Raw genomic sequence first — 12,591 nt, 5'->3', positions numbered from 1 at the left:
AGTTCACAAAAGCCGAACCTGCGTACCGATCTGGACCAGCGGATACAGTTCCTCGACATGCTGGTTGTACAAGCCGATGCAGCCCGACGAGCTTTGTCGCCCGATCTTGCGCGTATCATGCGTGCCGTGAACCAGATAGGCGGGCCATGACAGATACATGGCACGGGTGCCCAGCGGGTTGCCCGGGTCGCCGCCCTCGATGCGCTGCGGCAGGGTCGGGTCGCGCTCGCGCATGGACGGCGTCGGGGTCCAGCTGGGATTTTCCGCCTTGCGCACCACCTCGGCATAGCCGCGCTTGGTCAGTTCCTCGCTCATGGGGACCGAGCTGGGATACAGCTTGTAGGTCCCGTCCGGCCCCCAATAGTGCACGGCGCGGCTGGTGATGTCGGCCAGCAGGCAGCCGACGCCGATTTCGTCGAAATGGTCCTGCCAGTTCTGCTGCGAAAAGGACGAGATGTTCCGGCGCACGGGCGGCTGCACGCTGATCGCGTCCTCGGACTGCGGAAACGCATCCTGACTTTGGGCGCGCAACACCGATGGGGCGGTCAGGGCAGACACGACGCCCAAAAGGGCTGAGCGGCGGGTGATCTTGCTGGTCAACGGAGCCTCCTGACGAATGACTGCTTTTTTGTTTTGCCCGGAGTTTATGACTTTGGAAGGTGCCCGGCCAGAGGGGAAGGCTGAATTTTTCGTGACTGTCGCGGGTGCCGGCGAACCATTGCCCAAGGGAGGCTCCCAAACAAAAAAGGCCGCCCGATTGTGGCGGCCTTTTGGTGTTTTCTGAAAGGGTTAGTCCATTGCCTTGAAGTTGAACTCGCCACCTTCCTTGATGCCTGACGGCCAGCGCGACGTCACGGTTTTGGTGCGCGTGTAGAACTTGAAACTGTCAGGGCCGTGCTGGTTCAGGTCGCCGAACATGGATTTCTTCCAGCCGCCGAAGGTGTGATAGGCCAGCGGGACCGGGATCGGGACGTTGATGCCGACCATGCCGATATTGACCCGGTGGGCGAAATCACGGGCGGTGTCGCCGTCGCGGGTGAAGATCGCGGTGCCGTTGCCGTATTCATGGTCCATCGCCAGCTTCAGCGCCTCTTCGTAGGATCCGGCGCGGACGGTGGACAGAACGGGGCCGAAGATCTCCTGTTTGTAGATGTCCATGTCGGGGGTGACATGGTCGAACAGGTGCGGGCCGACGAAAAAGCCGTTCTCATAGCCCTGCAGCTTGAAGTCGCGGTTGTCGACCACCAGCTTCGCACCCTGTTCCACGCCCGAGTTGATCAGGCCCAGGATGCGTTCTTTGGCAGCGGCTGTCACGACCGGCCCCATGTCGACGTCGTCGCCCGCGGTATAGGGGCCGACCTTCAGCTTTTCGATGCGCGGCACCAGCTTTTCAATCAGCGCGTCGGCGGTTTCCTCGCCCACGGGAACGGCCACCGAAACGGCCATGCAGCGTTCGCCGGCAGCGCCGAAACCGGCGCCCACCAGCGCGTCGGCGGCCTGATCCAGGTCGGCGTCGGGCATGACGATCATGTGGTTTTTGGCCCCGCCAAAGCACTGGGCGCGTTTGCCGTTCGCCGTGGCGCGGGCATAAATGTACTGCGCGATCGGGGTCGATCCGACGAAGGACACACCCTGGATGATCTCGCTGTCCAGCAGGGTATCCACGGCTTCCTTGTCGCCGTTGACCACCTGGAACACGCCTTTGGGCAGACCGGCCTCGACGAACAGTTCGGCCAGCATCAGCGGGACCGATGGGTCACGTTCCGAGGGTTTCAGCACCACCGCGTTGCCGCAGGCCAGCGCCGGGCCGACATGCCACAGGGGCATCATGGCCGGGAAGTTGAACGGCATGATCGCGGCGACAACGCCCAGCGGCTGGCGCATGGAATACATGTCGATGCCGGGGCCGGCGCTGTCTGTGAACTCACCCTTCAGCATCTGCGGGGCGCCGATGCAATATTCGATCACCTCTAGCCCGCGCTGCAGATCACCCTTGGCGTCGGGCAGGGTCTTGCCATGCTCGCGGCTCAGCACTTCGGCCAGCTTGTCCATGTCGCGGTTCATCAACTGAACCATCTTCATCATCACCCGGGCGCGCTTTTGCGGGTTGGTCGCACCCCAGGCGGGCTGGGCGGCGGCGGCGTGTTCGATGGCGGCCGTGGTTTCGGCGGCGCTGGCCATCGGGCATCTGTACTGAACTTCGCCGGTGGCGGGGTTGTAGACGTCGTCGAACCGGCCCGAGGTGCCGGGGGCGTATTCGCCGTTGATGAAATGGGTCAGGTCTTGCATTGCAAACTCCTCCGCAGAATTTGGGCGCAGCATAGGCTTGCATAAATCGCCTGAACAGGGGCAATGTCTCAAAAGAGTTTTGCAAAAATGCAAAGGTGAGGGATGACCCCCAATTGGGACGACATGCGCGTGTTTCTGGCCGTCGCGCGCGAGGAAAGCCTGTCGTCGGCGGGGCGGCGGCTGAAGATCGATCCGGCCACGGTGGGACGCAGGATCGCGCGGCTGGAGACGGCGCTCAAGGCGCCGCTGTTCACCAAATCGCCCCAAGGCTATCTGTTGACCTCGGCCGGAGAGCGCCTGTTCGAACACGCCCAATCCGCCGAAGAGGCGATGCGCGCGGCGGCCGGAGCGATGGACGGGTCCACCAAGGCGCTGAGCGGGCAGATCCGCATCGGCGCGCCCGATGGCAGCGCGAACTATCTGCTGCCGCAGGTCTGTGCCCGCATCAGCGACGCGAACCCGGACCTTGACATTCAGATTCTTGCCCTGCCGCGCATCATCAACCTGTCGCGGCGCGAGGCCGACATGGCGCTGACCGTCAGCGCGCCCACCGCCGGCAAGTTGCTGGTGCAGAAGGTCAGCGACTATCGCCTGCATATGGTCGCGACCGAAGGCTACCTGGCACGCCATGCCCCGATCCGCACGCTCGCGGATCTGCGGGGGCATCGCATGATCGGCTACATCCCCGACATGATCTTCGATCGCGAGCTGGACTACCTCAACGACATCGGCATTGACCGTGTCGCGCTTGCATCGAATTCGGTCTCGGTCCAGTTGCGGCAGGCATCGCTGGGCACCGGGGTCTGCGTGGCCCATGACTTTACGCTGCCGTTCCATCCCGGGCTGCGGAAAATCCTGACGGATCAAGTCAGTCTGACCCGCAGCTTCTACCTGGTGCGCCATCAGGGCGATCAGCGCAATGAACGTCTCAATCGTTTTGCCGAGGCGCTGAGTCGCGGCATCCGCGACGAGGTTGCGCGGCTGGAAGCTCAAGCCCAAGCTTGACAGGGGTGCCTATTCCGGCAACGCTTTGGAATACAGGAAGATTATTATCGGAGGTATTGCCCATGCTTGTTCAGGCCATTCTGAGTTCGAAGGCAACGGACGAGGTCGTGACGGTGGCGCCTTCGACGACCGTTTCCGACGCCGCCAGGATCCTGGCCGAAAAGCGCATCGGTACCGTCGTGGTGTCGGAGGACGGGGGCAAGACCGCCATGGGCATTCTGTCGGAACGCGACATCGTGCGCGAACTGGCCGCCAGCGGCAGCGGGTGCCTGACCGAGCCGGTCAGCGCCTACATGACCAAAAAGCTGGTTACCGCCAGCAAGCAGGACAAGGTGCAGGACGTTCTGGCCCGCATGACCGAAGGCCGGTTTCGCCACATGCCGATCGTCGAGGATGGCCAGCTGGTCGGAATCGTGACGCTGGGTGACGCGGTCAAGGCGCAATTGTCGGAACTGGCGATGGAAAAGGATGCCTTGCAGGGCATGATCATGGGCCATTAGCCCCGCGCCACTGAAGCGGCCTCTTGCAGCTGCGGAAAACTTGTGTTTGCTTGCGCAGAAATTTTCTTGCTCAGGAGGCCCAGATGCGGGTTGGATTGTATCCCGGAACCTTTGATCCGATCACCTTGGGTCACATCGACATCATCCGGCGTGCGGCGATGCTGGTCGACAAGCTGGTGATCGGCGTTGCAATCAACCGCGACAAGGGGCCCTTGTTTTCCTTGGAAGAACGGGTGGCCATGATCGAGGCCGAATGCGCCCATCTGACCGCGCAGACCGGCACCGAGATCGTCGCGCATCCGTTCGAGAACCTGCTGATCGACTGCGCCCGGGACGTAGGCGCCCAGATCATCGTGCGTGGCCTGCGCGCGGTGGCGGATTTCGAGTATGAATTCCAGATGGTGGGGATGAACCGGGCGATGGACGATTCCATCGAAACCGTGTTCCTGATGGCCGAGGCCCGCCACCAGGCGATCGCATCGAAACTGGTCAAGGAAATCGCCCGGTTGGGAGGGGACGTGTCGAAATTCGTCACGCCCCGGGTCAATACTGCGCTGAAAGAGCGGTTAGGCTAGGGCGCCCATCGCGGCGGCCGTATCCAGCATCCGGTTCGAGAAGCCCCACTCGTTGTCATACCAGGCCAGAACGCGGACCAGCGTGCCGTCGGTCACCTTGGTTTCGGCCAGCGACACGGTCGAGCTATGGGAATCGTGGTTGAAGTCGATCGAGATCAACGGGCGGGTTTCCGCGGCCAGAACCGTCGGGATCTTTGCCGCGGCCTCGGTGAACAGGGCGTTGACCTCGTCTTCGGTGGTGGGGCGCGATACCTCGACCACCAGATCGACGACCGAGACGTTCGGAGTGGGAACCCGGATCGCCTGACCGGTCAGTTTGCCCTGCAGTTGCGGCAGAACCAGCCCCACGGCCGAAGCCGCGCCGGTGGTGGTCGGGATCATCGACAGGGCAGCCGCGCGCGACAGGTACGGGTCCTTGCCGGCGGTGTCATGCACCGGCTGGCTGGCGGTATAGGCGTGCACCGTGGTCATGTTGCCGTGCACGATACCCAGGCCCGCGTCCAGCGCGGCCGCGACCGGCGACAGGCAGTTGGTGGTGCAGGATGCGTTGGAAACCACGGTGTCGGCGGCGGTCAGTTCGTGGTCGTTCACGCCGAACACCACGGTCTTCACTTCGCCATCGCCGCGCGCCGGCGCCGAGATCAGAACCTTTTTCGCGCCGTTCCTGAAATGGCGCGACGCGGCTTCGCGCGTGCGGAATACGCCGGTGCATTCCAGAACCACGTCCACGTCCGACCAATCCAGCGCCTCGGGGTCGCGCTCGCTGGTCAGGCGGATCGGGCCGGCGCCCACGTCCAGCCCGGCCTCGGTCAGGGTGACCGGCTTGGCGTAGCGGCCATGCACGCTGTCGAACTCGAACAGATGCGCGTTCATTTCCGGCTTGGCCAGGTCGTTGATCGCCACGATCTGCACATCCGTGCGACCGCTCTCCATCAGGGCGCGCAGAACGCCGCGCCCGATCCGTCCAAATCCGTTGATTGCAAGTTTGAGTGTCATGTCGCGCTCCGTCTGAATGGCCGTTGGCCGCGATTGAAATCAGTTAGCGCTAACAAGGGCAGTCAGACGAAAATGTCAAGAAAAACCTCGGTCAGCGCCAGAAGGCGACCCAATCGAGAAGGTCGTAGAATTTCTTTCCTAGGAACAGGAGATGCTCGGTTCCGACAAGGGCATAGTCCAGCATCACGCCACCCAGAATGAGCACTCCAAGCCAGATCGCGATTTGGTTTGTCATTGCCGCTCCGAACGCAAACGCCCGCCCAGATAACCTGAGCGGGCGTTTCTGCGCAAGCGAACTTGGTGATGTCAGTTAAGGCGCCCCATGGCGACGGCCACATCGGCCATGCGCACCGAGAAGCCCCATTCGTTGTCGTACCAGGCAAGCACGCGGACCATCCGGCCATCGACGACACGGGTCTGGTCGGGCGCGAAGATCGAGCTTTCCTCGGTGTGGTTGAAATCGGTCGACACCAGCGGCGCCGGTTCATAGCCCAGAACGCGCTGCATCGGCCCCTTGGCGGCCTCGGCGACGATGGCGTTGACCTCGTCGACGGTAACCTCGCGCGCGGCGCGGAAGGTCAGATCCACGGCCGACACGTTCGGCGTGGGCACGCGAATGGCCGAGCCGTCCAGACGCCCCTTGAGGTTCGGCAGAACCTCGCCCAGGGCCTTGGCGGCGCCGGTGCTGGTGGGAATCATCGACATGGCGGCGGCGCGGGCGCGGTACAGGTCATTGTGGCGGCGGTCCAGCGTGGGCTGGTCGCCGGTATAGGCGTGGATCGTGGTCATGATGCCGTTTTCGATGCCGATGCCTTCGTCCAGAACCTTGGCAAGCGGGGCAAGGCAGTTCGTGGTGCACGAGCCATTCGACACCATCTTGTCATTGGCGGTCAGGCTGTTGTGGTTGACGCCGAACACGATCGTCTTGTCCACGTTCTTGCCCGGGGCCGACAGCAGAACCTTCTGCGCGCCTCGTTCAAGGTGCGTTTTGGCCTTCAGCCCGTCGTTGAACTTGCCGGTGCATTCCAGAACGACGTCGCAGCCTTCCCAGTCCAGTTCGTTCATGTCGTAGGTCGAGAACATCTGCATCGGCCCGCGGCCCAGGTCCATCGTGTTGCCGCTGATCGAGATCTCGCGCGGAAAGCGGCCGTGGATGCTGTCGTATTTCAGCAGATGCGCCGAGGTTTCAAGCGGTCCGGTGGCGTTGACCTTGATCACTTCGATGTCGTTGCGGCCTGACGCGGCGATGTGCGACAGGGTACAGCGGCCGATGCGGCCAAAACCATTGATGCCGACCTTGATGTTCATGTGACGTCTCCAAATCCGCTTGCGTTTCGGGCGATATAGCGGTCATGGGGCAATCAAAAAAGAGAGAAAATGCCATAGTTGCAATGTGTTAGCGCAAACTTGGCGTGGTTGCGCTAACGCTTGCGCTAGCTGTCGGATCGGTTAGGGTCCGAAGGGCGACGGATGAACGGAAAGGATGCGGCATGAGCGGTTTGCTGGCCCTGTTGGACGATGTGGCAGGAATCGCCAAAGTGGCGGCGGCCTCGGTCGACGATGTTGCGGCGGCCGCCGGCAAGGCGGGGGCCAAGACCGCCGGCGTGATCATCGATGACGCGGCCGTTACGCCGAAATACGTCCAAGGGTTTGCTCCGGCGCGCGAGTTGCCGATCATCTGGCGCATCGCGCGCGGGTCGATGTTCAACAAGGTCATACTGCTGTTGCCGGTTGCGTTGTTGCTGGCGAACTTCGCGCCGTGGCTGATAACGCCCTTGCTGATGGTCGGTGGCTCATACCTGTGCTTCGAAGGGGCCGAGAAGATTTTTCACGTATTGTTCCCACATGGAAGTCACGTGATCGAAGAGGACATGAGCGTGCGCGATCCGGGTCATCTGGAAGAGCAGAAGATCAAGGGCGCGATCAAGACCGATTTCATCCTGTCGGCCGAAATCATGACCATCGCGCTTTCTGCCATCGAGGCGCCGAATGTCTGGATGCAGGCGGCGACGCTGGCGGTTGTGGGGGTTGGTGTGACTGTGGCCGTCTATGGCTCGGTCGCGTTGATCGTAAAAATGGATGATGTCGGGCTTTATCTTGCCAAGAACGCGCCGACACCGATTGGCCGCGGTGTGGGCCGCGGGCTGGTCAAGGCGATGCCAAAGGTCATGAAGACACTGTCGGTCGTGGGCACGGCGGCGATGCTGTGGGTTGGCGGCTCGATCATGATCCATGGGCTCGAGGTGCTGGGCTTTGGCTGGCTGGGGCACCATATCCACGATTGGGCTTATGCGGCCGGTCATGCCGTGTCCGATCAATGGGCCGGCGCGGTGGAGTGGATCAGCAAGGCAGCGATGGACGGCGTGTTCGGGCTGGCCTGGGGGTTCGTTCTGATCCCGTTGGCGACCAAGGTGATCGCGCCGCTGCGGCCCAAAAAGGCAGAGCAGACAGCGGACCATTGAGGTCCAAAAGAAAAGGGCGGCTCGATGGCCGCCCCTTGATTGCTCGGATCGGCTGGATCAGCCCAGCAATTCCTTGACCTTGGCAACCGTCGCCTCGGCGGTGATGCCGAAATGCTTGTACAGTTCACCGGCCGGAGCGGACGCGCCAAAGCCCGACATGCCGATGAAGCCGGCCTTGGCCTCGCGGCCACGCTCGCCCAGCAGCCAGCGGTCCCAGCCGCCGGCACGGACGGCGGCCTCGATGCCGACGCGGACGGGGCCGGCGGGCAGGACCTTCTTGCGATAGGCTTCGTCCCGCTCGGCGAACAGCTCCATGCAGGGCATCGAAACGACGCGGGTGCCGATCCCTTCGGCCTCGAGCATCGCTTTGGCTTCCATGGCCAGCGACACCTCGGACCCGGTCGCGATCAGGATCGCCTGTCGCTTGCCCTCGGCCTCGGCCAGAACATAGGCGCCCTGGGCGGTCAGGTTCTTGGCCTTGTGCTGGGTGCGCACGGTCGGCACGCCCTGGCGGGTCAGCGACAGAACCGAGGGGCTGTCCTTGAAGGTCAGCGCCAGTTCCCAGGCCTCGGCGGTCTCGACGGTGTCGGCAGGGCGGAACACATAGGTGTTCGGCGTCGCGCGCGAGATCGCCAGGTGTTCCACCGGCTGGTGCGTCGGGCCGTCTTCGCCCAGACCGATCGAGTCATGGGTCATCACGAAAACGCTGGGGATTTTCATCAGCGCGGCCAGGCGCATCGACGGGCGCGCATAGTCGGTGAAGGCCATGAAGGTGCCGCCATAGGGACGGATGCCACCATGCAGCGCCATGCCGTTCATCGCCGCGGCCATGCCGTGTTCACGGATGCCGTAGTGGATATAGCGGCCCTTGCGGTTTTCAGGCAGGAACACGCCCATATCGGCCGATTTGGTGTTGTTCGATCCGGTCAGGTCCGCCGAACCGCCGACCGTCTCGGTCATGATCGGGTTCACGACGTTCAGCACCTTTTCCGACGAGGCGCGGGTGGCCAGCTTGGGCTGGTCTTCCGAGATCTGCTTTTTCAGCGCGCGGATTGCGCCGGCCAGCTTTTTCGGCACCTCGAACGCGTAGGCGCGGTTGAACTCGGCCTGCTTGCGTTCAGACAGTTGCGCGAAACGCTCTTCCCAAGCCGCGCGGTCCGCAGCGCCGCGAGCACCGATCGCTTCCCAGGCCGCCTTGACCTCGGCAGGGATTTCGAACGGGCCGTAGGGCCAGCCATAGGCCTCTTTCGCGGCTTTCAGCTGTTCGGCATCGGTCAGCGCGCCATGGCCTTTCGAGGTGTCCTGCGCGGCATGGCCCAGGGCGATATGGGTTTTGCAGGCAATCATCGACGGCTTTTTCGACGCTTTGGCCTGCACAATCGCGGCATCGATGGCTTTGGGGTCGTGGCCGTCGATCTCGATCACGTGCCAGCCCGAGGCGGTGAACCGGCGCACCTGGTCGGTCCGGTCGGCGATGTCCACGGTGCCGTCGATGGTGATGTTGTTGTTGTCCCAGAACACGATCAACTTGCTCAGCTCGTGCCGGCCGGCCAGAGTGATCGCCTCCTGGCTGACGCCCTCCATCAGACAGCCGTCACCGGCGATCACATAGGTATAGTGATCGACGACCTTTTTGCCGTAATGCGCGCGCTGGATCTCTTCGGCCATGGCAAAGCCCACGGCGTTGGCGATCCCTTGCCCAAGCGGGCCGGTGGTGGTTTCAACGCCGTCCAGCAGGAAGTTTTCCGGGTGGCCGGCCGTCTTGGCGCCCAGTTGGCGGAAATTCTTGATCTCGTCCAGCGTGACTTGTTCGTAGCCCGTCAGGTACAGCAGCGAATAGATCAGCATCGAGCCGTGCCCGGCCGACAGGATGAACCGGTCGCGGTCGGGCCATTTGGGGGCGGATGCGTCGAATTTCAGATGCTTTTCAAACAGAACGGTCGCGACATCGGCCATGCCCATGGGCATTCCCGAATGGCCGGAATTGGCGGCCGCGACGGCATCGAGGGTCAGGGTGCGGATGGCCGCAGCCTTGGCCCAGTGTTCAGGGTTGGCATTGCGCAGCGCTGTCAGGTCCACGGATGTTTTCCTTTGGGTTACGGGCAGATTGCGCGCTGAATACCATCCGCCCCTCAAAGTGCAAGCGGAACCGGCCGTGGCGCCTGGCGTGCGGTTGAACTGTGCTGTCCAAGTGGTTGAAAGCAAACACTGGGTATTTTGGCGCACATTCCGCTAGACTATGAAAGAGATTGGGCGGGCTTGATTCGGCCAGCCGAAGAACAGAGCGAACCTTGGCAAAAGGGCAACAGGGGCAATGAGTCAGATCGAAGACCTTCACAGACGCATCACCGCCGCGATGGACCGGATCGGTGCCGGGATCGAGGCGATGCAGGCCGGAGGGAGCGGCGACGACGGCAAATTGCGGGTCGCGCTGGACGAAGAGCGTCTGGCCAACGCGCAATTGGAGGAACGCCTGAAATCCGTCAAGGAGCGCTATGAGCAGGAAATCGACACCCTGCGCGGGCAATTGGGCGAGGCCAAGTCCCAGCTTGCCGCGGTCGAAGCCGCGCGGGCCGAACTGGCCGAGGCCAAGGCGGCGCTGGAAAACCAGGATGAACTGGCGGCGTTGAAATCCGAGATCGAGAGCCTGCGCGCCCGACCGGATGACAGCGAGGAACTGGCCCAACTGCGCGCCGAGCTCGAGCGCCTGAAGCCATCCGAAGAACAGGTCGAGGTGATGCGGAGCGAGATCGCGCGCCTCAAGGCGGAACTGGCCGATGGCGAACGTGTGGCCGAACTGAACGCCGAGCTCGAGATGCTGCGCGCCGAGCGGGTGAGCCACGGCGCGGCGATGTCGCGCCTCGATGACGATCTTCAGCGTCTGCGCAAGGCCAACGCCCAGTTGCAGGAAACCGTGGAAGAGCTGCGCAAGGCCGTCGCGGACGGGTTGCCCGATGCCGAGTTGCTGAACCGCGCGACCGAGGCCGAGCTTGAGGCAATCCGTGCTGCGCGGGCCTCCGACGCGGCCGAGGCCCACGCGGTTCTGGCCCGGCTCGAGCCGCTGCTGACCCATGCCAACCTGGCCGAAGGAGAGGTGGAGTAATGCCGGAAGTGACCATTCATATCGGCGGGCGCGGTTTCGAAGTGTCGTGCCAGGACGGGGAAGAGCCGTTCCTGCATGCCGCTGCCAAGCTGCTGGACGACGAAGCGCAGGTTCTGACCGATCAGATCGGGCGCATGCCGGAATCTCGCATGCTGTTGATGGCGGGGCTGATGCTGGCCGACAAGGCCGCGGCGACCGATGACAGGATCAGGGCTCTGGAGGCGCAACTGGCCGAGGCGCAGGCGGAACTGGACAATCTGCGCAACGCGCCGCCACCCGAGCCCGAGCGGGTCGAAGTGGCCGTGGTGCCGCCCTCGGTGACGGACACGCTGGCTGAACTGGCCGCGCGCGCCGAGGCATTGGCGGAAATGGTAGGGGAGAAATCAGGGCAATGAAATCGATCCGATTGACGTATCTGGTCGGTCTGACGGCGCTGTGTGCATCCGCGGCGCAGGCTCAGATCGACATCCTGCCCGTCACCTTCACCTGTACCGGCGGGGTCCGGCTTCCCGTCACGTATTTCAACCCGGCCGAAGGCGACGGGGCTGCGGCCATGGTGGTGGACGGTCAGTTGATTGCCCTGCGGCAGGTTCCCAGCGGATCGGGTATCCGCTACGAGTCGGTCGGCGGGCAGGGGACCTATGTTCTGCGGTCCAAGGGCTGGGATGCGGTGGTCAGTTTCGCCGCGGCCGGGGGTGGCGGCGAAACCGATGTTCTGACGGGCTGCACAAGCCGCTGAGCCGCAGGCTCAGGCGTTGGCTTCGCGGATCTTGTCGGCGGCTTCCTTGTTGTAGGCCACGCCGTTTTCATCGAACAGGGTGTCCAACTCGCCCGACAGGGTCATCTCGGTGACGATGTCACAGCCGCCGACGAATTCGCCTTTGACATACAGTTGCGGAACGGTCGGCCAGTCTGAATAGTCCTTTATGCCCTGGCGAATGTTCTCGTCGGCCAGAACGTTCACATCGACGTAATCCACGCCCATGTAGTTCAGAACGCCTGCCACGCGCGAGGAGAACCCGCATTGCGGCATCTCCTTGGTGCCCTTCATGTACAGCACCACGTCGTTGTTCTTGACGGTTTCGTCGATCTGGGTCTTCACGTCGGTCATTTCGCGTTTCCTCGGCTGGGCCCGCCGTGGCGGCGGGCGGTCATTTCCGCCGGTGGGCGATCCATCGGCTTTTCGATTGTCGGTTCTGGTTCAGGACCCGGTCCGGGTCATTGACTTTGGTCACCCCGTCCGCCTCCCACGGGCGTTTTCTGAGGGTGTCGGCATCGGGTCGCATATCGACCAGCCGACGGGATTTGTGGCGCTTGGTCCAGGCTTCGATCAGGGCGGCGACCACGATCAGGATCACGATCGCCTTGCCGGCCCAGATCAACAGCTCCCAGGCCACGGCAGGGGCTACTCGGGCGCGCGGGTGGTCAAGGCCAGCGCGTGCAGCTCTCCGTCCGGGCCATCCATCTTGCCCTTGAGCGCCGCATAGACGGCGCGCTGCTGCTGGACCCGGTTCTTGCCGCGAAAGCTCTCGTCCACGACCATCGCGGACATGTGCACGCCGTCACTTCCCCCGACCTTGATGTCGGCGTTCGGAAAGGCCTCGCGCAGCAGGGTTTCGATTTCATGAGCGCTCATCGGCATGTAGGTTCTCCTGAAGGTC

Annotated in this window: 16 protein-coding genes; 7 read left to right on the top strand and 9 right to left on the bottom strand. The window is 63.2% G+C overall.

The genetic code is table 11. The features are described 5' to 3' along the window. Positions 1-3: 3 nt before the first annotated feature. Both F3H26_RS06305 and F3H26_RS06300 read right to left on the bottom strand, forming a co-directional pair. Positions 4-600 carry a L,D-transpeptidase gene (locus tag F3H26_RS06305; protein ID WP_149775205.1) on the bottom strand — a complete coding sequence of 199 codons (597 nt, stop codon included), beginning with the start codon at positions 598-600 and terminating at the stop codon, positions 4-6. Positions 601-789: 189 nt separating this feature from the next. Further along, positions 790-2,289: a CoA-acylating methylmalonate-semialdehyde dehydrogenase gene (locus F3H26_RS06300; protein ID WP_149775204.1), complete on the bottom strand. Its 1,500-nt coding sequence runs from the start codon at positions 2,287-2,289 to the stop codon at positions 790-792. 102 nt (positions 2,290-2,391) lie between these two features. Between F3H26_RS06300 and F3H26_RS06295 the strand changes: the two genes are divergently transcribed. The 3 genes from F3H26_RS06295 to coaD all read left to right on the top strand — a co-directional run bounded on the left by F3H26_RS06295 (position 2,392) and on the right by coaD (position 4,369). Further along, entirely contained in the window at positions 2,392-3,294 is a 903-nt protein-coding gene (locus tag F3H26_RS06295) for a LysR family transcriptional regulator (RefSeq protein WP_149775203.1), read from the top strand. A 62-nt stretch (positions 3,295-3,356) separates the two neighbouring features. Next, positions 3,357-3,794: a CBS domain-containing protein gene (locus F3H26_RS06290; RefSeq protein WP_149775202.1), complete on the top strand. Its 438-nt coding sequence runs from the start codon at positions 3,357-3,359 to the stop codon at positions 3,792-3,794. A gap of 83 nt (positions 3,795-3,877) precedes the next feature. Next, entirely contained in the window at positions 3,878-4,369 is a 492-nt protein-coding gene (coaD, locus tag F3H26_RS06285; RefSeq protein WP_149775201.1) for a pantetheine-phosphate adenylyltransferase, read from the top strand. On the opposite strand, the gene gap (F3H26_RS06280) is transcribed toward coaD, so the two are convergent. From gap (F3H26_RS06280) to gap (F3H26_RS06275), 3 genes are all read right to left on the bottom strand, one after another. Beyond that, complete coding sequence (gene gap / locus F3H26_RS06280) at positions 4,361-5,365, bottom strand: type I glyceraldehyde-3-phosphate dehydrogenase (RefSeq protein WP_149775200.1); 1,005 nt, start codon at positions 5,363-5,365, stop codon at positions 4,361-4,363. The genes coaD and gap (F3H26_RS06280) overlap by 9 nt on opposite strands. Before the next feature lie 91 nt (positions 5,366-5,456). Then, a complete protein-coding gene (locus F3H26_RS19415) occupies positions 5,457-5,600 on the bottom strand; it encodes a hypothetical protein (RefSeq protein ID WP_188127712.1) in 144 nt (47 codons plus the stop codon). Positions 5,601-5,671: 71 nt separating this feature from the next. Then, the gene (gap, locus tag F3H26_RS06275; RefSeq protein ID WP_149775199.1) at positions 5,672-6,673 is read right to left on the bottom strand and encodes a type I glyceraldehyde-3-phosphate dehydrogenase; all 1,002 of its coding nucleotides are present in this window, start codon (positions 6,671-6,673) and stop codon (positions 5,672-5,674) included. 182 nt (positions 6,674-6,855) lie between these two features. On the opposite strand from gap (F3H26_RS06275), the gene F3H26_RS06270 reads away from it, so the two are divergent. Next, positions 6,856-7,827, top strand: coding sequence for a DUF808 domain-containing protein (locus F3H26_RS06270; RefSeq protein ID WP_149775198.1), 972 nt, complete (start codon positions 6,856-6,858; stop codon positions 7,825-7,827). A gap of 57 nt (positions 7,828-7,884) precedes the next feature. Here F3H26_RS06270 and tkt read toward each other — a convergent pair whose 3' ends face one another. After that, positions 7,885-9,906, bottom strand: coding sequence for a transketolase (tkt, locus tag F3H26_RS06265; RefSeq protein ID WP_149775197.1), 2,022 nt, complete (start codon positions 9,904-9,906; stop codon positions 7,885-7,887). A gap of 235 nt (positions 9,907-10,141) precedes the next feature. On the opposite strand from tkt, the gene F3H26_RS06260 reads away from it, so the two are divergent. Genes F3H26_RS06260 through F3H26_RS06250 form a run of 3 tightly spaced genes read left to right on the top strand, consistent with a single transcriptional unit; the run spans position 10,142 to position 11,669 of the window. Beyond that, the gene (locus tag F3H26_RS06260; protein ID WP_149775196.1) at positions 10,142-10,930 is read left to right on the top strand and encodes a hypothetical protein; all 789 of its coding nucleotides are present in this window, start codon (positions 10,142-10,144) and stop codon (positions 10,928-10,930) included. After that, positions 10,930-11,325 carry a cell division protein ZapA gene (locus F3H26_RS06255; RefSeq protein ID WP_149775195.1) on the top strand — a complete coding sequence of 132 codons (396 nt, stop codon included), beginning with the start codon at positions 10,930-10,932 and terminating at the stop codon, positions 11,323-11,325. The genes F3H26_RS06260 and F3H26_RS06255 overlap by 1 nt, the downstream gene beginning before the upstream one ends. Then, positions 11,322-11,669, top strand: a complete 348-nt coding sequence (locus F3H26_RS06250) for an MliC family protein (RefSeq protein WP_149775194.1) — start codon at positions 11,322-11,324, stop codon at positions 11,667-11,669. The genes F3H26_RS06255 and F3H26_RS06250 overlap by 4 nt, the downstream gene beginning before the upstream one ends. A gap of 9 nt (positions 11,670-11,678) precedes the next feature. On the opposite strand, the gene grxD is transcribed toward F3H26_RS06250, so the two are convergent. Genes grxD through F3H26_RS06235 form a run of 3 tightly spaced genes read right to left on the bottom strand, consistent with a single transcriptional unit; the run spans position 11,679 to position 12,572 of the window. Beyond that, complete coding sequence (grxD, locus tag F3H26_RS06245) at positions 11,679-12,041, bottom strand: Grx4 family monothiol glutaredoxin (RefSeq protein WP_149775193.1); 363 nt, start codon at positions 12,039-12,041, stop codon at positions 11,679-11,681. 40 nt (positions 12,042-12,081) lie between these two features. Continuing rightward, entirely contained in the window at positions 12,082-12,327 is a 246-nt protein-coding gene (locus tag F3H26_RS06240; RefSeq protein WP_149775192.1) for a hypothetical protein, read from the bottom strand. Between the two features lie 8 nt (positions 12,328-12,335). Beyond that, positions 12,336-12,572, bottom strand: coding sequence for a BolA/IbaG family iron-sulfur metabolism protein (locus F3H26_RS06235; protein WP_149775191.1), 237 nt, complete (start codon positions 12,570-12,572; stop codon positions 12,336-12,338). Between the last annotated feature and the right edge of the window lie 19 nt (positions 12,573-12,591).

The organism is Ruegeria intermedia (assembly GCF_900129345.1).
In the GTDB taxonomy this organism is placed as follows: domain Bacteria; phylum Pseudomonadota; class Alphaproteobacteria; order Rhodobacterales; family Rhodobacteraceae; genus Ruegeria; species Ruegeria intermedia.
Note: the sequence above shows the minus strand (reverse complement) of the source record. Positions and strands in the feature narration are given on the sequence as shown.

Bases quoted from the DNA above. Each gene is read 5' to 3' on its own strand.
- F3H26_RS06300 (WP_149775204.1), bottom strand. From the start codon at position 2,289: ATGCAAGACCTGACCCATTTCATCAACGGCGAATACGCCCCCGGCACC.
- F3H26_RS06295 (WP_149775203.1), top strand. From the start codon at position 2,392: ATGACCCCCAATTGGGACGACATGCGCGTGTTTCTGGCCGTCGCGCGC.
- F3H26_RS06290 (WP_149775202.1), top strand. From the start codon at position 3,357: ATGCTTGTTCAGGCCATTCTGAGTTCGAAGGCAACGGACGAGGTCGTG.
- coaD (WP_149775201.1), top strand. From the start codon at position 3,878: ATGCGGGTTGGATTGTATCCCGGAACCTTTGATCCGATCACCTTGGGT.
- gap (WP_149775200.1), bottom strand. From the start codon at position 5,365: ATGACACTCAAACTTGCAATCAACGGATTTGGACGGATCGGGCGCGGC.
- F3H26_RS19415 (WP_188127712.1), bottom strand. From the start codon at position 5,600: ATGACAAACCAAATCGCGATCTGGCTTGGAGTGCTCATTCTGGGTGGC.
- gap (WP_149775199.1), bottom strand. From the start codon at position 6,673: ATGAACATCAAGGTCGGCATCAATGGTTTTGGCCGCATCGGCCGCTGT.
- F3H26_RS06270 (WP_149775198.1), top strand. From the start codon at position 6,856: ATGAGCGGTTTGCTGGCCCTGTTGGACGATGTGGCAGGAATCGCCAAA.
- F3H26_RS06260 (WP_149775196.1), top strand. From the start codon at position 10,142: ATGAGTCAGATCGAAGACCTTCACAGACGCATCACCGCCGCGATGGAC.
- F3H26_RS06255 (WP_149775195.1), top strand. From the start codon at position 10,930: ATGCCGGAAGTGACCATTCATATCGGCGGGCGCGGTTTCGAAGTGTCG.
- F3H26_RS06250 (WP_149775194.1), top strand. From the start codon at position 11,322: ATGAAATCGATCCGATTGACGTATCTGGTCGGTCTGACGGCGCTGTGT.
- grxD (WP_149775193.1), bottom strand. From the start codon at position 12,041: ATGACCGACGTGAAGACCCAGATCGACGAAACCGTCAAGAACAACGAC.
- F3H26_RS06235 (WP_149775191.1), bottom strand. From the start codon at position 12,572: ATGCCGATGAGCGCTCATGAAATCGAAACCCTGCTGCGCGAGGCCTTT.